This window comes from Brevibacillus sp. FSL K6-6036 (assembly GCF_037964015.1).
Lineage (GTDB): Bacteria > Bacillota > Bacilli > Brevibacillales > Brevibacillaceae > Brevibacillus > Brevibacillus borstelensis.
This window is the reverse complement of record NZ_CP150173.1, coordinates 2,707,499-2,733,239: the sequence shown is the minus strand read 5'-3', so window position 1 is coordinate 2,733,239 and position 25,741 is coordinate 2,707,499. Positions and strand designations below refer to the sequence as shown.

Here is a 25,741-nt window from a genome sequence, read left to right as displayed (position 1 = left end):
CACACGATGGACGAACTTCCGCTGGCTTGGCAGCAAGCGCAGCACTCGATACAGACAGAACCAGCATGACAGAAAAAACAATCGCAGCGATCTTCTTCATCATTCCACACCCCAAATTTGTAATTTTATGTTAATTTTATCCCAAGTTACATCTGGTTTCAACCGTAAAAGGTAATAATTTCCTCGTTTTCATCCGCCAATCGTTTGAAGTAAATAATTTCCGGATCACCTTCATCCAGGTTCTCAATAATACCTGTTTTTAAATAACCGAGCCGATCACATAGGTTGTGCATGGGAAGATTGGACTGGTTGGTTGAGGTAAATAATTTCGATGTAGGGCATAGCTTCTCGAGATGTTTGATAAGAGCTGTTGCAATCCCTTTTTGGCGGTAAGCAGGGTCCACGATAACGAGAGAAATAAACCAATACCCAAAAAAGTTCGTATCAAAAGTCAGAAAACCGGATATCGAAGCGTTTTGTTCAGCAACGAGACAGCGATGATGATCAATCATTTCCGATAAATATCCAGATCTGCTCGAAGAATGGATGACCTTCTCATCCATCCGTAATATTTCAATGGTGTCATTTATATTTGCATATCTCGTGATCATTTGTATCACCCTAATTTTTCGAATTTGCCAGCCAGAGTAAACCAAAATAACAAATAGTGGGAAAGAAATCAAGTCGGACTGAAGTAAATGCCAAAAAACCCTCCAAACAGAGGGTTTTAGTGAAAATCAACATCAATCCTTTTTTTAGAGCTTGGTTGAATCTTTGGCATACAAGCAAATAGAGAGAACGAGCAAGCCGAGCAATGTTGAGAGTTGAAAGAAAGAAATCCCTGTAAGGAATGCAAATATCCCGATTATCATAACGATAACGAAAATAAATTTGAACCAGAATGGTTGATTTTTCATTAGATGCACAACCTTCTTTTTGGTAAATTTTACCATACAAATGAACGGTTGTAACATATTCAAACGCACTATGTAATTGGGGCATTGTTTCTTTGCCAATGCGAGTCATTACGAATTTTGATGAAACATTTGTTCAACTTTTTGCGTTATACTTATATAAAAATCGACACAGAGGAGAGTACAGCATGTTTCATATATCGAAAAAGGTAATAATTGGAGGAGTGGCGGGAGCATTGTTGTTTACCGGGGGAATGCTCGCCGGAAGCAATAGCGCCATCGCCAAAAAGGGAACGCAATCCATTAAGGCTAACTTTGCGAATATCAAGCTCATGATCAACGGGAAGGAAATTCAGACCAAAGCGGAGCCCTTCACTTACAACGGCAACGTGTATGTGCCTGCTGCCACTATCGCGAACATGTTTGGTATTGGTCAAAAGTGGGATAATAGCGTTCCTGCGGTTCGTTTCGAAGGCCCTGACCGGGTGACTAGCGACCCGATCTTTGGAGGAATGCAGGGACAGCAGACGTACCCCTTCCCCTTGGACTATGTGTACGCATTGCGTCCAGGTTTTGAAAAAGTCGTTAACATCGTAAATAATAAAGAACTTGTTATTCCGAAGATGGAGAGTACCGGAAAGTTAAGTGAGATTTCTCGTATGGTCCACGGAAACATGTTCTATATGCTGGAAACCAATTCCCAAGGGTCATTTATCAACGGGTATGAGATCGACAAGGTAAATACTGGTATTACGAAACTGTTTTCCCGCCAGATCGAGCCTGTTAAAGGAAAGCTTACTTTCAATGAATCAACGAGGGAATTTACCGAGAAAATTCACGAATATGTTGACGGGAAGCTTAAACTCGTCGGGGTTAAGGTGTATCTCATCAATTGGGATAACATGATCACCAAAACAGATGAATTGCTTATGAAATAATATAGAACCTTACTGGCACGAATGATCGGCCAGCAGGCCGCAGTTCAACATACGTACGGAAAAGCCAGCCTAGAAGGTAAAGCGACGTCTCAAGCTCGGAGGCCGCCATTCACCAGGGCTGGCTTTTTGTATTTTTTCGAGGTGGCAACAAGACGCAACAGGGAGGATCAACGTGTCGGTGCCGTCAACCCACGCAAGCCCAAACATCGCTACCAAGAAGCGAGGCAAGACGAATTCATGGGTAGGGTACCTGCGGGAATCAAAGTCCGATAATGCCGCGATATCGATGCCCGTCAAAGGCCCGAGCCAAGCGCTCATACAGAAGGAGGAGGGGAGAAGTCGAGAGATGCGATCCGATTGCGGACAATGATTGCAACGATCAATGAACCGATTACAGCTTTGAGCGGTTCCGGGGCTGCAGCACTGATAAGGAGCAGGAAATCCAGCCGTTGGATGCATCTTACTCAGAACAAAAGGCTGTACTGGCTCCAACGGAGGAAGATATGCCCGCTGCTCTCTTGGACATAAACAAATTGGTACAATCAATCCGAGGGCTTCCTGATCAAGCGGGCGGAGTAGAGGAACTGCTCGGAAAACCGCTCAAAACAGAGCAAGGTGAATGGACGTTATATGGTTCGGGAGCAAAGACCCCGTTTATCAGGCATTATTATGAACATGCCGTAGGAACGGTATCTGTTATGTACATTGACGGCAATATTGCCCATATAAACGTAGAATTTGTGGAACCATTGCATGATTCGGGTGACGAGATGAAAGCGTTGGAACTGATAGGGATCGTGAAAGACGATTTCCTTAAGAAAATTGCGGAAGAATCGAATTATACACGCTTTATTTTGAGGGATTTCTATTACGCGGACGTGATTCATGGAAAACCGGATAAGCCAGCTTTCATTCTCGGGATAAAGGTTGTGACAGATGAAACGTATGAATAGCCGAAGGCATTGAACCGAAATAGTGAGCAGGGCACCCTTACCAAAGAAACCTCACCCAAACAGGTGAGGTTTTTTCTGTTGAAGCATTTGCAATACGGTTATGCATTTCAAAAACTACTCCATGAATTGAAGGATGATCTTCCCGATATTGCGGTTCTCTTCCATATACACATGAGCTTTATCTACCATTTCAATCGGAAATACGGTGTCGATGACAGGATGTACTTCTTTTCTTTCCAGATATGCCCCAACATTTTCCATGAATTCTTTCGTTAAAAGAGCTTTGTATTCATCGCTTCTTGGCGTCAGCAATGTCCCTGTCAATTGGACGCATTTCGCCATCAAGGAAAACAAATGTACGCTTTCCACTTCACTTCCGCCTAAAATGCCGATGAGGACCCAGCGCCCTTCCTTTTTTATACTCGCCAGGTTTTTCTCCCAATACGCAGCGCCAATAAAGTCCAGAATCAAATCGGCACCGCGCCCGTTTGTAGACTTCAGAACCTCTTCTTCAAATGCCTGCTCTTTGTAATTGATCGTGACGTCGGCTCCCAACTCCCGGCAGAAATCCAGTTTTCTCTGGGAACCGGCAGTCACGATTACTTTTGCGTTACACAGTTTTTTTGCCAACTGAATGGCGGCTGTCCCAACTCCGCTGGCACCAGCATGGATTAAGACGGTTTCATTTTTTTGCAGCTTGCCGATCCAAAATAACGTTTGATAGGCAGTGAGGAACACTTCGGGAATGGATGCCGCTTCTTCAAACGATAAAGACTCGGGGATTTTCATTGCCCGATCGGCTGGCATGATGGCAAACTCGGCATAGCCGCCGCCATTGACCAATCCCATCACTCTGTCACCTGCGGAAAGGGAGCTGTATCCGTTCGTTTCTACAACTGTACCGGCTATTTCAACACCTAAAACAGGGTTTGCGGCATACCCTGCCTTTCCTTCGCGTGTAATGATATCGGTTCGATTTACTGCCGCTGCATGTACGCGTACAAGCAATTCTCCTTGCTTTGGTTCGGGGATTGGCAAATTGGCAATCTCAAGTTGATCGGGACCGCCTGGCTTTTTGACGATAACTGCTTTCATCATGAACCACTTCCTATAACGTATATGGTGATGAAGGTACATACCTTGTGGATGCAAAAACAAAAATGGAAAGCGAAGGCAACCATCTCTTTCATATGGAACAACTTTCCTGGTTCTTACCATAACATATTTGCCTGGAAATGAAAGCTATGGTCTTCTTACTGTTTCCCAAAAGTCTTGCACAGACTCGTCACGGCGTATAAACCAGTGACAGGCATGCAGATGGGGTCAGCTTTTTGCAATTGGAGACAATAAGGCGAGGGGAGGTGAAGGAAATGTCTCTAGGCAATGAAGACAAAAGTCAGCAGCAGGAGATGGGACATGACGGTAGCAATATGCATGGCTATTCCCTGACAAAAAAGGAGCATAGTCTGGCTGAAAACGCAGGCAAAGGAACTGTAGAGCCCGAAAAACAGGGTGAAAAGGTAAATGAATTAGCCTAGCGTGCTGCTAAGTTAACACATGAATAGCGAAAAACAAAAACAGGCCCTCCGGCGGTGAGTTTATGGCTGTGACCAAGGAGGGTCCTTTGCTTTGAACGGCATAAAAAACACCTTCACAGCATTAGGTGAAGGCGCGAATCATGTTGCAGAGTTAGAGATCTACTTTTGTTATTCCCCTAGCTGCTGGCGTTGCTTCATCTTCGTCTGGTGTCGGGAACATCTGGTATTGATGACGCCTGACGATTTCACTTTCATCCAGGGTAGAGGTTACGGTGTTTGTTTCAGTTTGGTTTGCTTCCTGTTTGCCTTTTTCAACGCGGTCTGCCATCCAAGTCACCCCCTCAAAAAGCTAGTCTCTTCAGGAAGTTTGGACGTTATACAGGGACACTTGAGTGTCATGGAAAGGGGGCCCATTTCTATCCCGCATACATATCAGAGAGATGCATACTAAAAAACGCGCCCGAGAGAGCGCGCAGACATTAGAAATGGTGATGATTGTTGTACATCTGACTTAGTGTCTGGTGAGCGATTGAATCGTCCATTGAGTGCTTTTGAGCGTATTCATCCCGCTTTTTCATACTAATTGATCCGCTTAGACACCATGCTAAACCAACCAAAACAAGTAATCCGCCGAAAACATACAGCACTGGCATCACCCCTTAATCAGGTTACTTTTAGTTTAGCAAATATTACCACATAAGTCATTACCCAATCAAATTCGACGATCAAGGTGCAAATCCATAAAACAGCAAGATAAAAATGAAATTCAAAACAAAACCGGCTCCAATCGCAAGCGGAATATATAAGAGGCTCAGAAGTACGCCGAGAAACAGGGGAAGCTCTTTACTTTTCGCAAAGCGGATCAGTCCAACAAATCCAGCTACCAACAGCGGGACGATATACAAAAAGGCGAACAGGCTGACCCATTCGATTAATGTGTGAAAAGCTTCTTGCGGAACAGGACCCTGTTTCATATGATAGGCCTCGATGATATACAACCTTCCGAACCAAAAGACAGCCGAAAGAACGATATAGTAATAAACGAATAGTCTTGATTGACGCATATCTGTTCACTCCGATTCGGGATGCTTTCTATAAACATTAAACCGAAGAGAACATGAATGAAAAAAGTACCAACTTTTTTTGGTACCTTTGCTTGACGTCCACTTGATGTCATTACTGCTCTTTTTATATACAAAAAAACAACAGGCTGTCATAAGCCTGCTGCCAGGAACTGAACTTTTTCATCATTTTACTTTGGCAAACACACAGGTATCCCTCAATTCCTTTCCGTCTACAGAAAGCAAGTCGTTGCGTAAAATCCCTTCCAGTACAAATCCTAATCTTTCCGGAATGGCACGACTTTTCACGTTCTGGGGATCACACCGAATTTCCACACGCCGTGCTTTTAATTCCTCAAAGGCAAAGGCGGTAATTCCTTGGACAGCTTCTGTCATGTATCCGTTTCCGCTAAAGCGGGTGTCGATCCAGTAGCCGATCTCAAACTTGGGGATGGCCCAATTGATGCGATGGAGTCCAGATGAGGCGATAAAATCGCCGGACTCTTTATGAAATACCAGAAGTCGCAAGTCCTCCCGTTTCAAAAAATCCAAATGAGATTTACGGATGCTGATTTCTACATCCTGTTCTGTCTGTTCATGATGGGCGAAAGGCATCACAGGCTTTAGCTCTTCGAGAGAAGCGGTGATCGCTTGGAAAACAGCTTTGCCGTCTCCTGGTTTTGGCATTCGGATTAACAGCCGATCCGTGCAAAATTCACTCGGGAAATCAAGCAGCAGTGGATTCATTTTCATTTCTCTCCCATTCCATTTCTCATTGTAGTGTAGGTGCCTGACTTTTCAGACGCGATCAAGCGGTCGGTACGGTTCCGGCGGGAGCTCTACGCAGATTGGATCGCCAGGCTTAACTTCTCCGTCCGCCAGCACGATTCCCATGATTCCCGCCTTGCGGATCAGGTTGCCATGCTCGTCGTGATCCAAAAGTGCTGCCATCAGACCTGGCAGGAAGCGGTCCAACTGAGCACAAGGATTGCGTAATCCGGTAATCTCTACAAGCGCCGTTTCGCCCAGCCGGAGCCTGGTACCTACTGGCAGCCCAAGCAGGTTAATGCCGCGTGTTGTGATATTCTCTCCCAACTGCCCGGCAGAGACAGTAAACCCGGCCCCCTTTAATTCATCAAATGCTGACCGCTACTACCTCCGTTGTCTGTTTCATTCTATACGACACCTCCTGTTGTCATTGTAACCGGAAGAAGCTGGGAGAGCGAGTCATTTGCCGCACATCATACACAGAACTTTATGGAGGGGAACAAAAAAGCCAAAAGATCAGGGGTTCGTTTGTTCACCCGGATCTTTTGGCCAAATGGCTGTTGATTCACTGCCGAAATAATACTGTGTCTGAAGCGAAGCTTACGTACCTTGTCTTTCCTGCTCGTCGACTCTTCCCAGAAAGCGGTGGTAAAAAAACTCGGCAACACCAAGCACTACTACCGTAAAAAGCATTTCACCAAAACTGAAGTTCCAATTCATGAAGGCGGAAACAGCCCATAAGTAGACAGCTGCCAGGATTGCATCGGAAACAGTTGCGATCAGGTTATTCGAAGCGCGCAAGATAAGCTGGTCGCCGATCAGGTAGGCGATGATCGATAAACCTACCGATGTGACAATGCTGGCCCATATGGTTGCTTCCGTAAACCAGTAAATAAAAGGGACCAAGATGATACCATTTATTACCAGCTTGACTATAAAGCGATACAATGCCATCCACTCCATTCAAAATATCATTGGGAATATTATTTCTTTCTGGCGGCAGTGTTATTCGTCCATCAAGGAAGAATTATCAATGAAAAACCCCCATGCTTTGAGGGGACGAAAAGGGGAGGGCAGAGGCAGGGCTGCGGTCAAGCTTTTGGCATCCATAGGCTATCTGTTTGGGTCGCAGAAGCTATTTTGATAATACAAGTACATCATCATTGCTTTTCTGCCCGCTGCGGTGTCCGCATTCCTTTTGTGTTTTAGACATTTCAGCATTTTTTGGTCACAGCTGCAGGCAAAATATCCTCGTTTCTTGTAGCACAAGTCATGCTTCCTGCAGCAGGCATCCACGTCATCAATCGGCGGTTCAGGGCCACTGCATCCGGGGCCGCACCAGTTTCCGTAAAAACAAGGAAACTTTCTTGATTTCCTGTCCCTGTACATTCCCATACGGATTCACCACGTTTGCGTGTTTTTTATCATCATATGGGGGAAACGGCTGGTTGATTGGATGCATCGCGAGGAAGAAGCGGAGCGGACTACTCGTCTTGAACTGCAAGTTCGTCATATGGCCAAAGAGCGGCCATTCATACGCAATGCTTCAAAGGCAGAATCTCTAGACACAGACGGAGAAAGCAGGGGGCGGCGGCGAGTAATGTGCGATGATTCATGTGCGCTCTATATATTCTGCCTGATAGGAATTGGCCCCTGCGTGAACGGAAAGCAATGTGTCGGCGTAGCCAACCAGACGATTGACCAATTCTTCGGATATTTGGTAGACCAGAGGATGGAGCTCCGGCTGATGGAGTGACGGATCATCGTAAATGATGGTTGTGTTTATAAAGACATCCCTGTTACCGTACAGATCGTAGTGGATGATCACTTTGCCTGCGGCACCTTCCGTCAACGGGTCTTTAAAGCCAGGCAGAAATACATACCACTCTTCCGCTGTTGCAGAGCGAAAGTTTTTCGTAAAAGTGAGACCGTTGATTTCCTCTTCAATTCGTTGTTTGATTTCCGGGGGGATGAGCGGTGTTATTTTTTCCATACCTGTAGGATGATCAACGAGGTACACGGTATATTCACCAAGTCGTGTGATCCTGACAGTACCTGTCATGGCGATCAGGCAGCCGAATTGTCGAACCACAGGACTCAGAGCTGTTATTGCGTGAAAGCGCTACTTATTCCTCCAGCTTATTTGAGGGTGTTTTGGTACAAAAAGTAAAAAGCAGTCTTGGCGATTTCGTTTGAAAACCCATGTCAGAGTCGAAAGTCACAATGATGTTCCGCTTGATAGAAGAAATGCTCTATGCAAATTTTTTTCACTGTAGTTATATCTTCCTGATTTCTTTTGCAAACGCAACCTTGGACAAGTATATGGCTGTCAAAAAGGGTACCTCTTTTATTCACGTCTATCTCTCTTTTGCCGTCAGGTTTCTCAGCGAGAACTGGCGGCTATTTGTTTGCCCGTGATCAGGAAAACCGCCGAGCTATTGTATCGAGAGCCGCAAACCAAACATTCGACGAATAGTGAGTAGGGTGAAATTTTTGAAACTTATGAAATCTGTTGTCGTATTACATAGCATAAAGCCAGTCATAAAGGAGATGCGAATGGAAAATCAGAAAGTGACACAGCTCAATCCCAAATTGGGCGCCCCTAAGACGATTGTGACCATCATTGTCGCTCTCATTATCGGTTTCCTCATTTTTCAATCGGTAACGATAATCCAGGCGGGGCATCGTGGCGTTGTATTGCAGTTGGGAGCCGTTCAACCGCAAGTTTTTGACGAGGGTCTTCATTTCCGTATTCCCTTTATTCAAACGGTCATTCCGATGGAGGTACGGGTCCAAAAATCAGAGACCAGTCAAACTTCGGCCTCCCGGGATTTGCAGACCGTGGCAACAACCATCGCTGTCAACCATCATCTGGATGGCAATAATGTCAACAGGCTTTATCAGGAGGTGGGGATGGATTACGCTGCCAGGATAGTCGATCCTGCAATCGCCGAAGCGTTGAAAGCGGTAACAGCACAATATACGGCAGAAGAATTGATCTCCAAGCGCTCTGAAGTAAGTGCAAAAGTAAAAGAAGTGCTGAAGGAGAAGCTTGCTTCTTATTACATCGTCCTGGACGAAATCAACATCCGCGAGTTTAAATTCAGTGAAGAATTTGACCGTGCGATTGAAGCAAAGCAAGTCGCCGAGCAGCAAGCGCTCAAGTCAAAGCTTGATTTGGAACGGATCAAAATCGAGAAGGAGCAGGAAATTACGAAGGCTCAGGCACAGGCCGAAGCGCTCCGCCTGCAAAAACAGGAAGTTACACCTGAGTTGATTCAATTGAGGCAAATCGAAGCCCAACTGGAAGCGATTCGCCGCTGGGATGGGAAATTGCCAAATGTTACAGGGGGAGCCACTCCTTTTATTAACGTTGACAACAAGTAGTGTCAAAACCAGTGCCCTTTGGCGTAAGAATTGCTGAAGGGCTTTTCTGTCGTTTCGCAATAGGGGGTGGATTACTGCGGATAAGCCGTTCCATCCCCGCGAAAAAGCTTTCGCACCATCTCATAGAGCCTTCCAGACATATGGGGAAAAACGATTGCGTACTGATCTGCACCATTTCGCAAAAGAGCAACCGGTACCTCGACGAAATACGGGATTTTCATCAGATCGAGAATTTTTTTGTATTCTTCCAGTTGATTGTGATCCACCGTGTAATAAAAGGCTTTGTCCATAGCTATCACGCTCCTCTTCTTCATATTACCAAAGATGCGGTTTTGATAAAAACATCAGTTTCTTGCATCTATGTAACCAAAAAGCCCTTCTTGCACCAAGAAGAGCAATTTTAGCCGCAGGAGAGTAGGCCGTGCCCCTGTTATAAAGCATCATCTGGATCAACGGATTGGGCCGTCAGAGGAAAATCATCCGGGACAGAATCGATGTCTTCCGCGAGAGAATCTTCCGACTGAGCATCAACGCCTTCCGCGAGAGAATCTTCCGACTGAGCATCAATGCCTTCCGGGATAGAAGCAAAATCTTCTGACCGAGCATCAATGCCTTCCGGGATAGAAGCAAAATCTTCTGACCGAGCATCAATGCCTTCCGGGATAGAAGCAAAATCTTCTGACCGAGCATCAAATCCTTCCGGAAGAGAGCCAAAATACGATTCAGTGCTCGCCGTGAGGTCATTTGTGACGAGAAGCCCATCAGTTGACAAGTCGTTCGTTGCAACCGGTTGATTCTTCTTATGGACCGCTCGTTTACGCCTGTCGTAGGTTATCGAATGGTTATTGTCATCGTCCTCGACGTGGTCACCGTCTCCGGCATCATCCTCAACCTCATCCGTCTTTTCAGGTTCAGTATCCTGCTCCTCATCCGGTTCAAATTGTGAATGGTCGTCACCTTCTTCAACCTGTGAGTCCATTTCGAACGCTGATTCAACCTCCGATCCTGCTGTTTCCTGTTCAAAGTCTTCTTCCAGTAGAGAATCCTCCCTTACACGATCTTTTTCCTTTAGAAGATCATTGTCGCTTCGCATGGCGATCTTTCTTTTCTTTGGCCGCACTTCAACCGACACGTTTGCTTTGCTTTTGGCCAATCTGCGCAAATAGGCACAAGTCCTGCTTATTTTTGCTTTGTTTGAACCTATTACGAGAATGGTCGTGCCGGGCAAGAGCCTCTTTTTTAAAGCGCGGTGCAGCTTTATCCTGCTTGTAAAGTGGCGTGCGCGTTTTTGGGGAAAACCGGAGCGAGTGGCTGCCCGGGAGATGCACCTGGCGTACGGACCGAGCGTGTAGAGGTAATCCACTTTCTTCATTGCCACATATCGGCCGATCCGTGCATATTCTTTTCGTGTGTATTTTCCCTGCATAGTGCCGAATACCGCGATGTTGGTTCCTTTTTCATTCTGGACCAGAATGTCGAGAGCGGCTTTTACAGCCGAAGGGCGTGCGATGGAGGTACCCTCTATGACGCGAATATCGTTTTGGACGTGAGATACTCCCGGCCGCCGCTGGGACAAACCGGCCTGGATCTCATGTGGAGCATATCCGGATGTGTGACTGGCTGCGATCGCCTTGAGCGCGTCCACAATGTTTTGGAACCCTTGACGAATATCTCTTTTTGCTAACCTATCCAAAACAACAATAGCTCTGCGGTATTGCGGCTGTTTCTGGCGTGTACGGATACGGGCATTGCTTGTCAGCACGTGTTTGCCTGATGCATAGACTCTCCGGCGTTTCTTGAGAATGGGTGCGGGCATTACTTTGATGGGCGCTTCACCCGTTTTGCCAGTTACAGCGATGATGACGTTTCCGTTTCTGCTCGACTTTTTGACAGCTCCAGACCGGATGGAACGAACCCGAAGCGATTTGACCACTTTTTTCTGCGATGTCCTGCCCTTATCTTTCTGCGGCGAATTGATCTTTGTCGCTGTTCTTTTTGGGAAGCCATTTTTTTTCGATCGTTCTTGTCTCAATCTGTTTAGTTTCCCTCCCTACAAACAATGTGGGCAGCGCTGACATATACTATGTCTGGATGAGACAGCCCGTATAGACGAAAAGCTTTCAAATATTTGCCGAGGATAGACGGGTCAAGTTCTTTTTTTCGTAAAAAAAGAGCCAATCCCGGTTGGGTGGCTCCAAATGAAAATGTAGTAGCTAACGTAAAAACGATTCACGAGTATGAAAGCGATCTTGCACGACTATTTGGCCGGATTGTTGAAGAGGCTCAGTATCTTCTATCTCTGTCTCGACGACGGCGGCAGCATTCAGGTGGACACCAACGACAGTGATCGGGGCAATATCTGCGTCTGGATGGGGGACGATATTGATCCCGTTGAGTTGGCCATTGCGGACTTTGTGGTGACCAATACGGGCTCTGTGAGGACCATTGCGGACTTTGTGGTGACCATTGAGAACTTTGACCTGACCCTCGCCAAGGATAAGAATACATGAACTTCATCCTCTCCATTTTTTCTTGGATTACCATACCTGTATATTCTCGTTCACGTAATTGTGGATAGACAGGTGACCTGAAGGCAGGGGAAACAGGCTGAAATCCATCGGCTTATCGCCTGCGGGCGGGGGAAAGAGAGGGAAATGTTTCATTGTCAAGTGAATCATTGCGGTTATTTCTGGTTTATGTAACAGAGCAGATATGATGAAAAGAAAAGGCCGTACATCATGACTGCAATGCTTGTCCTTTCTTACGAGTGGATCAGCTGCTGCTTCGCTTTCGGAAGACCTTTGAAAACCAAATGATAGGAAAGGTCAATTTGGCTCAACAGTTCTTGCTCCGGGACGGTGCCATCCACTTCAACTGTATTCCAGTGACGTTTATTGAGATGGTATCCCGGTTTGATTGCTTGATACTGGAAACGCAAAGTCTCGGCAAGATCCGGTTCGCACTTTAAGCTTATCTGCAGTCCGTTTTCTCCAGTTGCAAGCAAGGCAAACATTTTTCCCCCGACCTTCATGACGTGTATATCCTCACCAAACGGAAAATCCTCTGCTGCTCCTTTTTTGTCAAGACAGTATTGTCTCAGCTCCAGCATATTCATAGGGATCCCTCAGCTTTCGAGAAAATGGGTAAACAAGGTGATACTCTGTTCATGATAGTTGGAACATGCTGGCATTGGCAACAGAATCCCGGATATTTTGACCAGAAGCGGCACATAGTAACAGAGTGCAATCGTTTGAAATCGGGCGAAGCCCAGCGCTTCGTAGCCTACATAGAAGAGGAGAATGGGAATGCCCAAGGATGAACGTAATGACCAACAGCCGCAAATCAATCTGTTGATCACCAAGCAAAACATGGATACTCCATATATTACCGAGCAGGAAGTTGATTCCGATGTAAATGAAGACCCGAAGAGGGAGTACATGTTGGATGAATCAGCGGAGGCGTTTATCCGGCAGCATGTGGAGTCATCTGAGGATGAGTAAAGTGGCGGGAGGGGGAAGTGCGTCTATGCACACGAACGTGCCCCTCCCCGATTTACCATCAGTCTTCTCGCAATGCATGCAGTATTTCACTTCGATCACTCCATTATCAGAATGATGGGGGAAATACAAGAAATCAACCAAGCGAGTTTTTTTGAACGAAATGCTCTACACGATCAAGCCAGTCGCCGCAAAGCGTTTGAACCAATTGCCGCTTTTCAATCTCCAGCATATGACCAACGCTGTCAAGAATCGAAAAAGTGGCATGCGGAAAATGTTCGAGCATTGACCAATGATCGCTGTAGCCGCAAATGGCATCCTGCCGTCCGAGAAGAAACAAGGTAGGAGCGGTGAAGAGACTCGTGCTGTCTAAGGGATCAAGTGAGAAAAAATAGCCTTTGGTACGCCATTCGGATGTGAGAAAGTCTCGGTCTGCCAGCAGACGGCCCGGCTGCACCTCTTCCAGGAATCGAGTGAGATTCTCCCTGGTTTGGACAACCATCAGCGTTTCGAATGCTGTTCGTATATCCGGATGGAGATCATGGAGCATCTCCTCATCTTGTCGTAGAATTGTCTTGTCAGGCAGGGTGCGTTTCTGTAAGTGAAGAGCGGGTGCGAGGAGGAAAAAACCGTCCAGAAGCTCTTTTCTTTTTGCATAAATGCCTTGGGCGATATAACCGCCGTAGGACTTGCCTGCCAGGGTAAAACGCTTCTCGGGTATGAAGTCGTCCAAAAAGCCCAGAATGACATGGAGAATATCCTCTGAGGTCGTTACCCATTCTTTTACATGGCTGTGTCCGTGCGCCGGCAGATCGATATAGATGCGCTGCCAGCCTGGCCGATTGGCAAAAAGGGGCTCCATCCATGCCTGCATGGCCCGGTGGTCTGTTCCGAGAGCATGCAAGACGACAAGCGGTTTTCCTTCCCCGTAGCTAGCGTAAGAGATGGTATCCTTCCAGTTGGAGGCCACAGTTCATCACCTGATCCCATGTTTCGTTTGATTACCGGATTCCGGTATAAAAGCGGAGTTGGATAGCTGCTGTCGATTCAAAGAAGCAGGTTTTCGTATTTGAAATCATGTTTTTCCGTGCGCCGTTTTCGGTAGCGGACGAACGATTCTTCAAACAATTGAGTACCTACAAGAACAGGAAGTATATCCCCCCGCTGATCGCCAACAGGACGAGGAAAAACAACAAGCGTTCTCTTTTCTTCGATGCACATGGCGTAAAGAAAAATTCCGCAAATGTCCAAACCAATAGCAAGGCCCCCAGAAAGAGCTTCCCAATCACTTCTCATACCTCCGTTCTAAAAGCCCGTTGACAGCAATCTTTTGGACCTCTACGATTCATAGAAAAGACTGCTCCAAACTTCGCAAAATCGCAGTTTGCCTATTTCGGAAATCTGTGGAATCGTCGGACGGATAGTGCTTGTTTTGTATGCAGTACATCAAGGCTTCCTGAAAAACTGAGTGTCATACACAAGAAGGGAATTGAAAGGTGATTGAAGATTCTCCCCAAAACGTGTAGGCTAAGCTCATCTTGTTAAACGGTCAAGGCTGGGGGCAGAGGCGAGTCAAGATGATCGAAGCGCTTTTGATCGTTTTCCTTTCATGGGAGTCTCACGTAATCAGAAAGGCGATGAGGAGAAGCAGGCTGCCTGTCAAGAGAATGCCAAAGACAATATAGCCAAACCATTTAAGCGGCTTCGGCATGCTTTCCATGTCGATAGGTTTCGAAGGTGTTCCGACAATGTTTCGGTAGTGGTCGACAACGCTGTTGAAGGACTCATTTTCCCGTTGAGGAGGATCATCGGCTGGTCGTTTTTCATTCTTCAAATGAAAACACCTCCTTGTGGTTCATTTTACCACAAAACAGGATCGGACATGGTAGCCCCTCGTTGGCGGTTGTCGAATGAACCAAAAAAAGCGTACTCGTGAAAGGAGAAGAAGATGGCATGGACAAGCATAAACAGGTGGAAACGCCAGCGGGACTTGCGCTTTTGGAGCGTCTACGAACGATTTGCACGCAATTTCCCGAGTTGCAGGAAAAAGTAGACTTCTTTGGACATACAACCTTCCGTGTGGGAGACAAGCCTTTTGTCATGCTCGGTGAGCGCGGGCTAGAGGCTTCTTTTTCGCTCAAGACAACTCCCCATACACAGGAGCTGCTGCTGCATAAGGGCGGCTACACCAAGACACCGTATATCGGGCAGCACGGATGGGTATCGGTAAGCGGATCTACCACTCCAGACTGGGAGGAAATCGAAGGCTTGATCCAAGAAGGCTACCTGCGGACCGCGCCGAAGCGTCTGGCGAAGCTTTACCGAGAACAGCAGGGACAACGCAGATGACACAAAAAAGGGACTACACAGAAGCCCCTGGCTGCGACGGCTTCCGGTCCCTTTTGCTCTGAGCATAAAACGGCAGGTAAAGCAGAAAAAAGAGCAAGGCAGCCACACCTTCAAGCGAAAGGATATACCAGGGATAGGGACCGAGGTAATCCAGGAGGCTCGGATTGGCAGGCTTTTGCGAGACGAACATGTAATTGCCTCCGGTCACGCTGTTAGCAAGCAGTACGATGGGCAAAAGGAGATTCAAAACACCGAGAGCCTTCCAATAAGAGCGAATGGTGGGACGATAATCCGCCACCCACGTCATGTACAGGCAAGCAAGTATGATGGCTGCGTGAGCCAGAAAAAAGTGAAAAAAACGAAAATGTGGAAACGGGTAGAACAGCTCAGGCGTCAGCATCGCCTGAAGGGCTCCTCCGAGACCGAGGAAATAGGTGAACTCATAAATCCGGTAGCTCCGGAACATCAGCATCGCGATGGAAAACAACAAGGAAATGCTGCAGAGCTGCAAAGGCAGCGTATAAGCGGCAGACCAACTCCCTGTATAGACGTGCCACAGCTGAAAGGTTACTTCGGTGAAGAGCAGCAGCCCTGCCAGAGAATACCGGACCCGTTTTTCTGTATCAGATGTCCGCAATCGATCGCGAAGCAAATAGAGAGCAAGTACGGAAAGCACGAATAGAGCAAGTGCAACAAGGTGGGAGACCGAAAACAGCATAAAGGGCTCGCCTTGAATCGTATAGGACAAGAGATCGGACATGATGGATTTTCCCCCAAGCGAATCTGTTAGATAGGCTGCTTGCATGCTTTCGAGCAAATCAGCGAATAGAAGTATTATAGAAAGTTTTTCCTCTGTTTCCAATAGTAGATCATACGAAATGCTCAAATGGGAAGTGTGAAAAGCAGTAAAACAAACACTGCCTTGGCAAGCGGAAAAAAGATTGGCAGAATAGATACGAGAAAAAAGAAACGCCACATGTACACACCGGGAGGCTCAATGAAAACCGCTCTGTATCATATCGCGTATCAAATCGGAATGCATCCGGCCGAGATGGCCAAGCTGGTACGGGAAGGAGAAATAACGGGAGAAGTTCCCGGGAACAACCCGCAAGCCAGGGATGCATGGGTTGATCTGCATTCATTGCGAAATTATATTCAATGGCGACATGATCAAAACAGGCTCGATGAGATGGCCTATCTAAAGGCAATTCGTCACATTGACAAGGCGCTTCGGGGCTGATGGCCGACGGGGGGCCTTCTGGCGCTTGCGTATACAGAAGGTTCCCATAGAGAATCGTCGGGACACGCTGCCTATCGTGCAAACAGAAAGGGGAATATGCAAGTGGATATCATCTATTGTCTGGTACCTAAATCCTATTGGGAAACATGGGAGGGAAAGGAGACATACCTCCCGCGTGATTATGAGCAGGAAGGCTTTATCCATGCGACCAAGAGTGAGGAGCTCCTGGGTAAAGTCGCCAATCGCGTATACAAGGATTTTACGGATAAGCTGTACGTATTGGTCATACAGGAGCAAAAGATTGCCTCGCCGGTCAAGTATGAACAAGCGAAGGACGGTCTGTTGTATCCGCATATATACGGCCCTCTGAACAAGGACGCGATCCTGGAAATTCGCGAAATGAAAAGGACAGACGGGAACTGGGGAGTAGCGGGGGTGGTTGGATAAGTGTTTCGGCAGATGCTGCGGTGAAGCCGTTGATGACTGTTTCGGAATCCGGCATGGACGCTGGACCGAGGCCCGCTGAATAGTCAGGAGACTGCATGGAAAGGGACACATGTATCTGTACATAAAGTGTCCCGTCCGGGCGCAAAATGGTAAGGACATGGAATCATACCTGCAAAGGAGTGTGCCGTATGGCCAAACCAGACAACCGCTCGGATAATGTTGAAAAGCTGCAAGAAATGATTCAAAACAGCATGGAGAACATGCGCGAGACACGCGATTATCTCAACGCGCACGGCGATGAGATTTCCGCGGAGGAAAAAGCGAACCTGCAGCAAAAAAACGAACGCAGGGAAGAGAGCATTGAAGACTTCCGCTCCGAAATAAAAGACGAGGCTTCGCAAATGGAATAAAAAACTTGCGCCTGCCGGACACTTCGGCAGGCGTTTTCGCGCAAGAATACATGAATTGTTTTGTGAAACATGATAATCTGTAGAGGAACAAATTCACAGTGAGGAGAACGACCATGAAAAGACCAGAAGATACACGTGTCGTCGTCGGCATGTCTGGAGGGGTCGATTCTTCCGTGACAGCATACCTGTTAAAGCAACAGGGGTATGATGTGATCGGCATCTTCATGAAAAACTGGGACGATACCGATGAATTCGGCCACTGCACAGCGGAAGAAGACTTTCAGGACGTGCGACGCGTTTGCGACCAGATCGGAATTCCGTACTATACGGTCAATTTCGAAAAAGAGTATATGGAAAAAGTCTTCCAGTATTTTCTCGATGAATACCGCCGCGGGCGGACACCCAATCCGGATGTCATGTGCAACAGGGAAATCAAATTCGGCGAGCTGTTGACCAAGGTTATGGACTTGGGGGCAGATTACATTGCGACCGGGCATTACGCCCAGGTCAAATTCCAGGACGGCGAATACAAGCTGATCCGCGGAAAGGACACCAATAAGGATCAGACGTATTTTCTCAATGCGCTCAATCAGAAGCAGCTTTCCAAAACGATGTTTCCGATCGGCCATATGAGCAAGCCCGAGGTTCGGGAAATCGCCGTGAAGGCTGGCCTTGCGACAGCAAAGAAAAAAGACAGCACCGGTATCTGCTTTATCGGCGAGCGCAACTTCCGGGAATTTCTGCAAAACTACCTGCCGGCAAAGCCAGGCAATATCGAATCGGTTGACGGCGATGTTGTCGGGCGCCATGACGGGTTGATGTACTATACCCTCGGACAACGGCAAGGTCTTGGGATTGGCGGCGGCCATGGCAAGACAGGAGAACCGTGGTTTGTGGTGGATAAAGATTTGGAGCGGAATGTGCTGATCGTTGCAGAAGGGGCAGACCATCCGAGAATGTTCTCGACCAGTCTTGTTTCTACGGATGTGAACTGGATCAGCGATCGGAAGCCGATCTCGACATTCACCTGTACGGCAAAATTCCGTTACAGACAGCCTGATCAGCAGGTTACGGTGCACATCCGCGATGATCATACAGTAGAAGTTGTGTTTGACAAGCCGCAAAAAGCGGTTACTCCCGGACAAGCTGTGGTCTTTTACAACGGAGAAGAATGTTTGGGTGGAGGGACAATCGACAAGGTCACTCCGCTGGACACAGGGAAATAATTGAGGGATTGGGGAATCGGACGTGGAAGCGACAAAGAAATCAAAAGTCATGATCTTGATTTTTTTGGGAGGAGCAGTTTTGCTGGCCTTGCTCGCCTATTTCGGCATGTACTCCCTGGGCAAGGAGCATGTCGCTGTCATCAATGATGTCATCGAGGCAAAAGGCGGAAAGGTGCAGCACATTACGGTCGTTCCCAAGGATGAAAGTCCTTTTACGGAGAGCGGCAAGGGGAATACCATTTACAAAATTGATTTTGAAATAGAGGGAAAGACCCAAACGGCATGGTACCGCTCCGACAATCAATCCTCTATAATAAAAGAGAAAGAAGAGTGGATTTTTCCTGAGTAATGATGAGAGTAGGACGTGATAAGGACCATGTCGAACAGAGAAGACTTGCTTGAATTAGCCCGCCTGATACGCAGACTGGAAGCAGAGACGGAGAATGCGTCTATCTCCATTTTGTCCCACGAAAACAGGGACGAGATCGGGGGGGCCCTCACAGAAGGATTGGGAGGCTCGGCTGCTGTCCAGACAAGCTCTGGGGAATACGCAAATCACCTGGCGATTATCCGAATGGGCGCCAATAAGTATACGATTGCCCAGGATTGGCGAGAGGTGTACATCAGCGAGATCAATTATTGTCCCTGCCGGATACCTCCCGGCTCCCACGGCCTGCTGGTGTACCATATCGACTACCCGGGAGTCATCTACGACGTTTCGCGGATTTTGGCCGATAATCAAATCAACATCTCGAAGCTGAACGTCTCACGGGAACAAAAGGGGAAAAATGCTCTGCTCGTTTCCATAACCGATGAAGAGATCTCCTCGGAAGTAGCAGCGGCGATCGAAACACTGCCGCAGATCGCAAAAGTGTTTTCGCTGAAATAATTGAATGTTGGCCCTGTCGTGGTATGGCAGGGCCTTTGTTTTTCTTAAAATAGCGCCGCGGAAGTTACGACTGCCAACGACCGCCAATGACCGATAAAAGAACCGTCTGGAGATGTGGGTGGTTTTCCCTCCTTTGTGATAAAATGGGTGCAGCAAGGAGGGGTCGGGTTGTTTTTTATAGGAGTAATGGCCGCCTTAATCTGCCTGATTACGGGTGTCGGGCTGCTCGTAAATCATGTTGTCGCGTGGGGAGTCGTTTTCATCGTTGCCGGGATTGGACTGATCGTTTTTCTGCTGGTGGCCTATCCGGCCAAACGCAAAAAGTGTTCGTCCTGGGATTGCGGCTTTGTCGACTGCGGGGCGGGCTCCATACCGGATTGTGACTGTTTGCCGGACTGCGGCTGCGGAGCGGGGACGCCATGAAGGAAGGGTTGTTCGCCAGGATCAGATCCCTGTCCTTTATTCCATGCCATCGGATGCCTTCCCGGTCGCTGGTTGTCAGAGGGAAGCGGCTTCCGCTATGTGCCCGCTGCAGCGCCATATTGACTGGGTATTCAGCATTGCCGCTGTTATTGCTCCTTCCTTTGACAATTCCTTGGTTCGCAGGCGTCCTGCTGCAGGTGCCAATGCTGATCGACGGCTGTACACAGTATTGGAAGTGGCGGGAGAGCAACAATGTTCTGCGAGTGGTCACCGGATTACTCAGTGGAATGGGCCAGTCCGTATTTGTGGCAGGAGTCTCGCGCATCTTGCTGGAGTGGCTGCTGCTGAGGCTGTCCTAACTGGTGGGAAGCTTCTACTCCGACCGCAGATGACAGGCAAGCTGAATCTTTAGTTTATCTTCGGGCTGCTTGAGATCAATGACAAGCAGCTCTTCAATTTTTCTCAGCCGCTGATACAGCGTATTGATATGGATATGGAGCTGCTTGGCCGTGAGATGGGCGGACTGCCCGCAATGGACATAGACGAGCAAGGTTTTCTCAAGATCACTATATTTTTCCTTTTTCTCCCACAATGGTTGAAAGACACTGCGGACAAAAGCTTCCTGGTCCTCCGGCGACTGGTGAATCAGCAGCTGGTTTACGCCCAAATCCCCATAGCGAACGACTCCATGGCGGTTCCGGTTCTGCAAATACCGGACCGCTTTTTTGGCTTCCCCGAAGCTAAGCGGCGGATAGATGCGGCTGAGCTGGCGAATCGTCGTCATCTCCCTCGTGGTGTACACAGGAACATTTCTGTTCGCCATGCTTTTTGCCGAAATCATTTTCCGGATTCAAGGGAAGTTTTGAGCGGTTCGGTCCCCTGGACTCCATTCTCCGCACTTGACATCGCTCTCGCCCAAATTCTAGGATAGTACTACCGAATGAAGAAGAAACGGGGAAGAGCATGTGCAAGAGCTGACAGTAAACGACATCGCGGATTTGGAAGACCCCGGCAAGGGCAATCCGGCAGTGGTTTTCATCTACACCCCTTTTTGCGGAACGTGCAAGCTGGGGGAGAAAATGCTTGAAATTGTCGAGCAGACGATTCCCGGATTGCTGATCTATCGCTTTAACATAAATACCGGGCCCCAGTTTGCGCAAAAGTGGGAGATTGCCAGTGTCCCGGGGCTCCTCATTTTTCGCCACGGACGTATTGTTGAGAAGCATTTCGCCTTTCAATCTGTCGATTTTTTATATCGGACCCTGAAAAGGTTCTTCTAGACATACACCTATTTCCTTCACGTTGAATACATGAAAGAGAGAGACAAAACGTGAAGGAGGAGAAGCATGCAGATCCATGTAGTAGAGCGGGGACAAACCTTGAATGCGATCGCGGAGAGGTATGATTCGACTGCGCAAGCCATTGCCAGTGCCAATCAAATACCCGAGCCGGATCGGCTGGTCGTCGGACAGGCGCTGGTCATCCCCATTGTGGGCAGTTACTACTGGGTACGGCCGGGGGATACACTGTATACGATCGGGCAGCGTTTTGGAATCAGTGCAGCCCAACTGGCGCGTATAAACCGGATTTCCCTGTACCGCCCGATAGAAGTGGGGCTCCGCTTGTACATCCCTCCGCGGCCTCGGCGTGCGGCCGATTTTAACGCCTATGCAGAGCCGAGAAGAACGGTGACTCCGGCCCTGGAGGCAGATATACGGACAGCTGCCCCCCATTTGACGTATCTGGCGCCCTTCAGCTTCAGGATAAATCGGGACGGCACTTTGACACCGCCCCCTCTGGGTGATTTGCGTCAGATCGCCCAGGAAAATGAGGTCGTCCTCATGATGGTGATTACCAACCTGGAGAGAGGTCAGTTCAGCTCCGAGCTGGGAAGCCTGGTGTTAAACGATATGAACGTCCAAAATCGCCTGTTGGACAACATTATCACAACTGCCACTGACCTCGGGTTTGGCGATATCCATTTTGACATGGAGGCGTTGCCCGCAGCCGACAGAGAAGCATATGCGCGTTTTCTCCGCCGTGCCCGTGAGCGGGCAAGAAGAAACGGCCTGATGATGTCAGTCGCGGTAGCGCCCAAGACAAGCGCCGAACAGCAAGGCAAATGGTATGCGGCTCACGACTACCGGGCGATCGGGGAAATTGCTGACTTCGTGGTTATCATGACGTATGAATGGGGATACAGCGGCGGTCCTCCGATGGCTGTATCGCCGATCGGCCCAGTCCGGCGAGTGCTCGAATACGCGATCACAGAGATGCCTGCCAGCAAAATTATGATGGGGCAAAATCTTTACGGGTACGACTGGACATTGCCTTATGAGCCCGGAACGACTGCTCGTGCCCTGAGTCCGCAAGCTGCTGTCGCGCTCGCCCAGCGGGAGCAGGTGCCGATCCAATACGACAGCAGAGCGCAGGCGCCGTTTTTTGAGTACACAGATGACCAAGGAAGGCGTCATCGCGTCTGGTTTGAAGATGCCCGTTCGATTCAGGCCAAGTTCAACCTGGTCAAGGAGCTCGGTCTGCGAGGCGTCAGCTATTGGAGACTGGGACTGCCTTTCCCGCAAAACTGGCTGCTGATCGAGGAGAACTTCCGCGTCAGAAAGCGTCGATAACCATAGGAAAGCGTACAGTCCGGTAAGCCTGTACGCTTTTTTTCTGCTCGCCAAACATGGTATGATGAAGCAAAAAGAACGAGGAGGGAGATCATGGGAGAGTGCAGACTGGATCATAGTACAGAAGACGTCCGCAACAAGCTGGCCGAGCAAACGCCTTTTTTGCCGCCGGCACTGGCCGCGCAGCTGAACGGGCTTTTGACGGAGACGCTTTCTCAGGAAACCTTGAACGAGCTGTTTCACCTTTTAAAGAAATACGATTTGGCGACGCCCGAAGAGCGTATTCAACGTGAGGAAAAAATGGCAAAGCTGGTAAGGGAATAGCAAAAAAAGGGAATCGCAAGCAGCCTATTCGATTGGTTTGCGACCGGCAAACCCTTCTGTGATGCCGTGATAATACGCAATGCTTGGCTCTCCCTGCTTCCAGCAGAGGAGAACTTCTTTTCCGTCGATGACAGCGGGGAAATCGAACAGCCCGATGTCGATGTCCTTTACCTCTATGCCTTTCTCCATGAGCTGGTTGATATGCATCTGCGCCTCCAGCTCCATAAACTCCAGGCGGCATTCCAGCGTAAAGACTTCTTGCTCATCGGGAGGCTGCCGCTTTTTGGCCTGCTGCAGTTCTTGGTAGGTTTGATAAAAGAGGCGCTTCGTTTCTTGCAAAAAGGAGAGCTCTTCGCGTACATATGGCAGCAGTTGATTCGCCTGTTCGACCGTGAACAATTTTTTAGCCAAGTGTAACACCTCCAGGACCCATTATACAGGGAACCAGTCAGGGAGGAAATGGATGGATCGGCTGTTTATTGCAGGTGATTGGAAAGGGGTACCTATGAACGACAGGTTGTACTATCAAGATGTTGATTTGCAGACGTTTGAGGCAGATGTCATCAAGCGCGGCGTGGAAGCGGACGGAACAGCATACGTAGTGTTGAACCAAACGGCGTTTTATCCGACAGGCGGAGGACAGCCTTGTGATACGGGAACCATTGAAGGGGTTGCCGTCACGGATGTAGAGGAAGTCGATGGGGAGATCAGGCATCGCCTCGATGCGCCGCTTCCGGAAAAGACGCAGCGGGTAACGGGCAGGATCGATTGGGATCGGCGTTTTGACCATATGCAGCAGCATACGGGACAGCATATTCTCTCCGCGACGTTCATCAAGCTCGCAGATGCTCAGACAGTAGCCTTCCACCTCGGACGCGATCACGTGACGATTGATGTTGCACTGAGCGAGCTTACGCCGGAGCTGATTGAAAAAGCGGAGCGTCAGGCAAACCAGGTGGTACTGGAAAATCGTCCGATCGACGCTCGTTTTGTCACGGCCGAAGAGCTGGAAAAGCTGCCGCTCACCAAGCAGCCTACTGTATCCGAGAATATCCGGGTCGTCATCATCCCGGATTACGACTACAATCCGTGCGGAGGGACACATCCGAAAACTACGGGAGAAGTAGGTCCGATCAAAATCATCGGTTGGGAACGCCACCGAGGCAACATACGTATTCAATTTCTCTGCGGCTGGCGGGCACTCGCGGACTACACGCGCAAGCAGCACTTGCTGCAGGACCTCACCCGGATGATGACGACGAGCGAAGCGGAAATCGCCGATATGCTGCAGCGTCTGCTGGCTGAAAAAGAGGCCTTGAAGGATTCGCTTCAGCAAAAAGAAACAGAGCTATTGACATATGAAGCAGCCAGGTATTTGAAAGAAGCAGCCGAGCTGGGGAACGCCCGTGTCGTCCAGGCCTCTTTCACGGGCAGAAGCATGCAGGAATTGCAGCAGCTTGCCCGTACGCTCACCTCGCAGGATGAGCATGTCATCGCGCTTTTGGCGACAACAACGGACAAGCTGCAGCTCGTTTTTGCCCGGGGCGGACAGGTGGCGGCTCCGATGAACCAGCTGCTGAAGGAGACGCTGCCGTTGATCGATGGAAAGGGCGGCGGCAACCCGGCGATGGCCCAGGGCGGAGGGGCTCCGACGATGGCTGCTGACACCGTGCTGGATCATGCGCGCGGTTTGCTTCAGGTGTAAAACATGACCCGTGGCAGTCGCAGTCAGTCTGTCCAATCAGGCTGCGACCGCCCTTATGGAAACGAAGGAGGAGAGTCAGATGAATGCATGGAATCCGGGAGATCTGGTCCGGGTCGGATACAAGACGGGAGAATATCTGACAGAGGTTGTAGAAAATCACGGCGATAAATTGCTGGTCAAAATTATGGCCGTTACGAAATACCCGACGCAGGGCGATTTGCACAATCCGCTTGAGGTGGACGTTCCCTTGTTTCACCAAAGACCGGCTCTCTCCTACCTGGAAAAAATCATGGTTCCGGCTGCGAGCGTGATCCGGTTCAACGGCACTTTGCCCGACTACAAGGAATCGCTCAAAGCCGCTTTGGAGAGGGAAATGGAAAAGCTGCGCAAAACGTCAAAATGGGCGGAGCGCTGCCTGGTCGAACTGGAGATTCTGTACAAGGAAAGCTTTACAAACCCGAAATAGAGTGATACTGTAATAATCGAATTGAATAACCACGCGCAATACCAAACGGGGGTCGAGCAAAATCGGCTGAGATTGTAACGAATGCGTTACTGACCGTTGAACCTGACCTGGGTCATGCCAGCGGAGGAAGAGGTATCAGCTCATCAGCGTGAACGCCGATGCTGTTTCCAAATGGTTTGGAACGACATTTAGGCATATGCAGATAAGCACAACCACAACCATCCGAGGCGGATGGTTTTTTTACTGTCTGCCCCTGATGCACCGTATTCAAACGGCTTCTTCCGTCTGTTCTCTCCATGACACAGGCGAAATGAAGCCGTTTTTTTTCTGGGACCGGCCAGAACATGCTGCGCCGAAGAAGGAGGGGGAACATGCTGGTACAGTTGAATGGCAAGAATGTAGAGCTCGCTGCCGAAATCACGACTGTCCGTGAACTGCTGCAGTCCTACCAGCTGCAGGAGAAGATCGTGATCGTGGAGCGTAACGGAGAGATTGTGGATCGCACCCGTTATGAAGAGACACCGGTCGCAGATGGGGACCGGATTGAAATTGTACATTTTGTCGGTGGAGGATGAA

General features: G+C 48.7%; 37 protein-coding genes, 1 pseudogene and 1 riboswitch. Of the genes and pseudogenes, 21 read left to right on the top strand and 17 right to left on the bottom strand.

Features of this window, described 5'->3' with window-relative positions; genetic code table 11:
- Positions 1 to 158: 158 nt before the first annotated feature.
- The gene (locus tag NST37_RS13735) at positions 159 to 611 is read right to left on the bottom strand and encodes a GNAT family N-acetyltransferase (protein WP_003390539.1); all 453 of its coding nucleotides are present in this window, start codon (positions 609 to 611) and stop codon (positions 159 to 161) included.
- 491 nt (positions 612 to 1,102) lie between these two features.
- Between NST37_RS13735 and NST37_RS13730 the strand changes: the two genes are divergently transcribed.
- Both NST37_RS13730 and NST37_RS13725 read left to right on the top strand, forming a co-directional pair.
- Positions 1,103 to 1,852, top strand: a complete 750-nt coding sequence (locus tag NST37_RS13730) for a stalk domain-containing protein (protein ID WP_003390536.1) — start codon at positions 1,103 to 1,105, stop codon at positions 1,850 to 1,852.
- A 449-nt stretch (positions 1,853 to 2,301) separates the two neighbouring features.
- Positions 2,302 to 2,805, top strand: a complete 504-nt coding sequence (locus NST37_RS13725) for a hypothetical protein (protein ID WP_327956629.1) — start codon at positions 2,302 to 2,304, stop codon at positions 2,803 to 2,805.
- Positions 2,806 to 2,919: 114 nt separating this feature from the next.
- On the opposite strand, the gene NST37_RS13720 is transcribed toward NST37_RS13725, so the two are convergent.
- Positions 2,920 to 3,900: an NAD(P)H-quinone oxidoreductase gene (locus NST37_RS13720; RefSeq protein ID WP_003390534.1), complete on the bottom strand. Its 981-nt coding sequence runs from the start codon at positions 3,898 to 3,900 to the stop codon at positions 2,920 to 2,922.
- Between the two features lie 275 nt (positions 3,901 to 4,175).
- On the opposite strand from NST37_RS13720, the gene NST37_RS13715 reads away from it, so the two are divergent.
- Positions 4,176 to 4,343 carry a hypothetical protein gene (locus NST37_RS13715; RefSeq protein WP_197029776.1) on the top strand — a complete coding sequence of 56 codons (168 nt, stop codon included), beginning with the start codon at positions 4,176 to 4,178 and terminating at the stop codon, positions 4,341 to 4,343.
- A 151-nt stretch (positions 4,344 to 4,494) separates the two neighbouring features.
- On the opposite strand, the gene NST37_RS13710 is transcribed toward NST37_RS13715, so the two are convergent.
- From NST37_RS13710 to NST37_RS13685, 6 genes and pseudogenes are all read right to left on the bottom strand, one after another.
- On the bottom strand, positions 4,495 to 4,671 hold the full coding sequence (locus NST37_RS13710; protein WP_170208387.1) for a hypothetical protein: 177 nt from the start codon (positions 4,669 to 4,671) through the stop codon (positions 4,495 to 4,497).
- A gap of 397 nt (positions 4,672 to 5,068) precedes the next feature.
- On the bottom strand, positions 5,069 to 5,407 hold the full coding sequence (locus NST37_RS13705; RefSeq protein ID WP_003390533.1) for a hypothetical protein: 339 nt from the start codon (positions 5,405 to 5,407) through the stop codon (positions 5,069 to 5,071).
- Positions 5,408 to 5,590: 183 nt separating this feature from the next.
- Complete coding sequence (locus NST37_RS13700) at positions 5,591 to 6,151, bottom strand: GNAT family N-acetyltransferase (protein WP_003390532.1); 561 nt, start codon at positions 6,149 to 6,151, stop codon at positions 5,591 to 5,593.
- Between the two features lie 51 nt (positions 6,152 to 6,202).
- Positions 6,203 to 6,526 (bottom strand): annotated as a pseudogene (locus NST37_RS13695) (MOSC domain-containing protein); the annotation flags it as partial.
- A 246-nt stretch (positions 6,527 to 6,772) separates the two neighbouring features.
- Positions 6,773 to 7,120 carry a DUF2512 family protein gene (locus tag NST37_RS13690; protein WP_024983646.1) on the bottom strand — a complete coding sequence of 116 codons (348 nt, stop codon included), beginning with the start codon at positions 7,118 to 7,120 and terminating at the stop codon, positions 6,773 to 6,775.
- Positions 7,121 to 7,784: 664 nt separating this feature from the next.
- A complete protein-coding gene (locus tag NST37_RS13685; protein ID WP_024983645.1) occupies positions 7,785 to 8,165 on the bottom strand; it encodes a hypothetical protein in 381 nt (126 codons plus the stop codon).
- A 563-nt stretch (positions 8,166 to 8,728) separates the two neighbouring features.
- Between NST37_RS13685 and NST37_RS13680 the strand changes: the two genes are divergently transcribed.
- On the top strand, positions 8,729 to 9,559 hold the full coding sequence (locus tag NST37_RS13680; protein ID WP_024983643.1) for a prohibitin family protein: 831 nt from the start codon (positions 8,729 to 8,731) through the stop codon (positions 9,557 to 9,559).
- Positions 9,560 to 9,630: 71 nt separating this feature from the next.
- Here the strand turns inward: NST37_RS13680 and NST37_RS13675 are convergent, their stop codons facing one another.
- On the bottom strand, positions 9,631 to 9,849 hold the full coding sequence (locus tag NST37_RS13675; protein ID WP_003390524.1) for a hypothetical protein: 219 nt from the start codon (positions 9,847 to 9,849) through the stop codon (positions 9,631 to 9,633).
- A gap of 140 nt (positions 9,850 to 9,989) precedes the next feature.
- On the bottom strand, positions 9,990 to 11,591 hold the full coding sequence (locus NST37_RS13670) for a hypothetical protein (RefSeq protein ID WP_339185518.1): 1,602 nt from the start codon (positions 11,589 to 11,591) through the stop codon (positions 9,990 to 9,992).
- Between the two features lie 205 nt (positions 11,592 to 11,796).
- Between NST37_RS13670 and NST37_RS13665 the strand changes: the two genes are divergently transcribed.
- Positions 11,797 to 12,069 (top strand): hypothetical protein, encoded by a 273-nt coding sequence (locus NST37_RS13665; protein ID WP_339185516.1) that lies wholly within the window; start codon positions 11,797 to 11,799, stop codon positions 12,067 to 12,069.
- Between the two features lie 251 nt (positions 12,070 to 12,320).
- Here NST37_RS13665 and NST37_RS13660 read toward each other — a convergent pair whose 3' ends face one another.
- The gene (locus tag NST37_RS13660; protein ID WP_003390521.1) at positions 12,321 to 12,668 is read right to left on the bottom strand and encodes an MmcQ/YjbR family DNA-binding protein; all 348 of its coding nucleotides are present in this window, start codon (positions 12,666 to 12,668) and stop codon (positions 12,321 to 12,323) included.
- A 196-nt stretch (positions 12,669 to 12,864) separates the two neighbouring features.
- Here NST37_RS13660 and NST37_RS13655 point away from each other — a divergent pair, with 196 nt between their 5' ends.
- Positions 12,865 to 13,059, top strand: coding sequence for a hypothetical protein (locus NST37_RS13655; RefSeq protein ID WP_003390520.1), 195 nt, complete (start codon positions 12,865 to 12,867; stop codon positions 13,057 to 13,059).
- Between the two features lie 133 nt (positions 13,060 to 13,192).
- Here NST37_RS13655 and NST37_RS13650 read toward each other — a convergent pair whose 3' ends face one another.
- The 3 genes from NST37_RS13650 to NST37_RS13640 all read right to left on the bottom strand — a co-directional run bounded on the left by NST37_RS13650 (position 13,193) and on the right by NST37_RS13640 (position 14,890).
- A complete protein-coding gene (locus tag NST37_RS13650; protein ID WP_339185515.1) occupies positions 13,193 to 14,026 on the bottom strand; it encodes an alpha/beta hydrolase in 834 nt (277 codons plus the stop codon).
- Positions 14,027 to 14,103: 77 nt separating this feature from the next.
- Positions 14,104 to 14,352, bottom strand: coding sequence for a hypothetical protein (locus NST37_RS13645; RefSeq protein WP_035979385.1), 249 nt, complete (start codon positions 14,350 to 14,352; stop codon positions 14,104 to 14,106).
- 322 nt (positions 14,353 to 14,674) lie between these two features.
- A complete protein-coding gene (locus tag NST37_RS13640) occupies positions 14,675 to 14,890 on the bottom strand; it encodes a hypothetical protein (RefSeq protein ID WP_122959027.1) in 216 nt (71 codons plus the stop codon).
- A 119-nt stretch (positions 14,891 to 15,009) separates the two neighbouring features.
- On the opposite strand from NST37_RS13640, the gene NST37_RS13635 reads away from it, so the two are divergent.
- A complete protein-coding gene (locus tag NST37_RS13635; RefSeq protein ID WP_122959028.1) occupies positions 15,010 to 15,405 on the top strand; it encodes an MmcQ/YjbR family DNA-binding protein in 396 nt (131 codons plus the stop codon).
- Between the two features lie 13 nt (positions 15,406 to 15,418).
- Here NST37_RS13635 and NST37_RS13630 read toward each other — a convergent pair whose 3' ends face one another.
- Positions 15,419 to 16,165: a TIGR02206 family membrane protein gene (locus NST37_RS13630; protein ID WP_339185513.1), complete on the bottom strand. Its 747-nt coding sequence runs from the start codon at positions 16,163 to 16,165 to the stop codon at positions 15,419 to 15,421.
- Positions 16,166 to 16,402: 237 nt separating this feature from the next.
- Between NST37_RS13630 and NST37_RS13625 the strand changes: the two genes are divergently transcribed.
- The 8 genes from NST37_RS13625 (at position 16,403) to NST37_RS13590 (ending at position 20,399) form a co-directional block, all read left to right on the top strand.
- Positions 16,403 to 16,645, top strand: coding sequence for a hypothetical protein (locus NST37_RS13625; RefSeq protein ID WP_003390513.1), 243 nt, complete (start codon positions 16,403 to 16,405; stop codon positions 16,643 to 16,645).
- Positions 16,646 to 16,741: 96 nt separating this feature from the next.
- Entirely contained in the window at positions 16,742 to 17,092 is a 351-nt protein-coding gene (locus NST37_RS13620) for a DUF952 domain-containing protein (RefSeq protein WP_039070319.1), read from the top strand.
- A gap of 188 nt (positions 17,093 to 17,280) precedes the next feature.
- Positions 17,281 to 17,502 (top strand): small acid-soluble spore protein Tlp, encoded by a 222-nt coding sequence (tlp, locus tag NST37_RS13615; protein WP_003390511.1) that lies wholly within the window; start codon positions 17,281 to 17,283, stop codon positions 17,500 to 17,502.
- Between the two features lie 113 nt (positions 17,503 to 17,615).
- On the top strand, positions 17,616 to 18,728 hold the full coding sequence (gene mnmA, locus NST37_RS13610) for a tRNA 2-thiouridine(34) synthase MnmA (protein ID WP_003390510.1): 1,113 nt from the start codon (positions 17,616 to 17,618) through the stop codon (positions 18,726 to 18,728).
- A gap of 22 nt (positions 18,729 to 18,750) precedes the next feature.
- On the top strand, positions 18,751 to 19,077 hold the full coding sequence (locus tag NST37_RS13605) for a hypothetical protein (RefSeq protein ID WP_003390509.1): 327 nt from the start codon (positions 18,751 to 18,753) through the stop codon (positions 19,075 to 19,077).
- Positions 19,078 to 19,104: 27 nt separating this feature from the next.
- On the top strand, positions 19,105 to 19,617 hold the full coding sequence (locus NST37_RS13600; RefSeq protein WP_039070320.1) for an ACT domain-containing protein: 513 nt from the start codon (positions 19,105 to 19,107) through the stop codon (positions 19,615 to 19,617).
- A 168-nt stretch (positions 19,618 to 19,785) separates the two neighbouring features.
- Complete coding sequence (locus NST37_RS13595) at positions 19,786 to 20,040, top strand: hypothetical protein (protein WP_003390507.1); 255 nt, start codon at positions 19,786 to 19,788, stop codon at positions 20,038 to 20,040.
- On the top strand, positions 20,037 to 20,399 hold the full coding sequence (locus NST37_RS13590; protein WP_003390505.1) for a DUF2085 domain-containing protein: 363 nt from the start codon (positions 20,037 to 20,039) through the stop codon (positions 20,397 to 20,399). Before NST37_RS13595 ends, NST37_RS13590 begins: the two co-directional genes overlap by 4 nt.
- Positions 20,400 to 20,413: 14 nt before the next feature.
- Here the strand turns inward: NST37_RS13590 and NST37_RS13585 are convergent, their stop codons facing one another.
- Complete coding sequence (locus tag NST37_RS13585) at positions 20,414 to 20,863, bottom strand: helix-turn-helix domain-containing protein (protein WP_238986232.1); 450 nt, start codon at positions 20,861 to 20,863, stop codon at positions 20,414 to 20,416.
- A 142-nt stretch (positions 20,864 to 21,005) separates the two neighbouring features.
- On the opposite strand from NST37_RS13585, the gene NST37_RS13580 reads away from it, so the two are divergent.
- The 3 genes from NST37_RS13580 (at position 21,006) to NST37_RS13570 (ending at position 22,994) form a co-directional block, all read left to right on the top strand.
- Positions 21,006 to 21,320, top strand: coding sequence for a thioredoxin family protein (locus NST37_RS13580; protein WP_003390503.1), 315 nt, complete (start codon positions 21,006 to 21,008; stop codon positions 21,318 to 21,320).
- Between the two features lie 66 nt (positions 21,321 to 21,386).
- On the top strand, positions 21,387 to 22,670 hold the full coding sequence (locus NST37_RS13575; protein WP_024983636.1) for a glycoside hydrolase family 18 protein: 1,284 nt from the start codon (positions 21,387 to 21,389) through the stop codon (positions 22,668 to 22,670).
- Positions 22,671 to 22,763: 93 nt separating this feature from the next.
- Complete coding sequence (locus NST37_RS13570) at positions 22,764 to 22,994, top strand: hypothetical protein (protein WP_003390501.1); 231 nt, start codon at positions 22,764 to 22,766, stop codon at positions 22,992 to 22,994.
- Between the two features lie 24 nt (positions 22,995 to 23,018).
- On the opposite strand, the gene NST37_RS13565 is transcribed toward NST37_RS13570, so the two are convergent.
- Positions 23,019 to 23,405 carry a DUF2203 domain-containing protein gene (locus NST37_RS13565; RefSeq protein ID WP_003390500.1) on the bottom strand — a complete coding sequence of 129 codons (387 nt, stop codon included), beginning with the start codon at positions 23,403 to 23,405 and terminating at the stop codon, positions 23,019 to 23,021.
- A gap of 52 nt (positions 23,406 to 23,457) precedes the next feature.
- Between NST37_RS13565 and NST37_RS13560 the strand changes: the two genes are divergently transcribed.
- From NST37_RS13560 to thiS, 3 genes are all read left to right on the top strand, one after another.
- Positions 23,458 to 24,699 carry a serine-tRNA(Ala) deacylase AlaX gene (locus NST37_RS13560; RefSeq protein WP_024983634.1) on the top strand — a complete coding sequence of 414 codons (1,242 nt, stop codon included), beginning with the start codon at positions 23,458 to 23,460 and terminating at the stop codon, positions 24,697 to 24,699.
- 79 nt (positions 24,700 to 24,778) lie between these two features.
- Entirely contained in the window at positions 24,779 to 25,165 is a 387-nt protein-coding gene (locus NST37_RS13555) for a kinase-associated lipoprotein B (RefSeq protein ID WP_003390497.1), read from the top strand.
- Between the two features lie 35 nt (positions 25,166 to 25,200).
- A riboswitch (TPP riboswitch) is annotated at positions 25,201 to 25,311 on the top strand.
- Positions 25,312 to 25,536: 225 nt separating this feature from the next.
- On the top strand, positions 25,537 to 25,740 hold the full coding sequence (thiS, locus tag NST37_RS13550; protein ID WP_003390495.1) for a sulfur carrier protein ThiS: 204 nt from the start codon (positions 25,537 to 25,539) through the stop codon (positions 25,738 to 25,740).
- Position 25,741 lies beyond the last annotated feature (1 nt).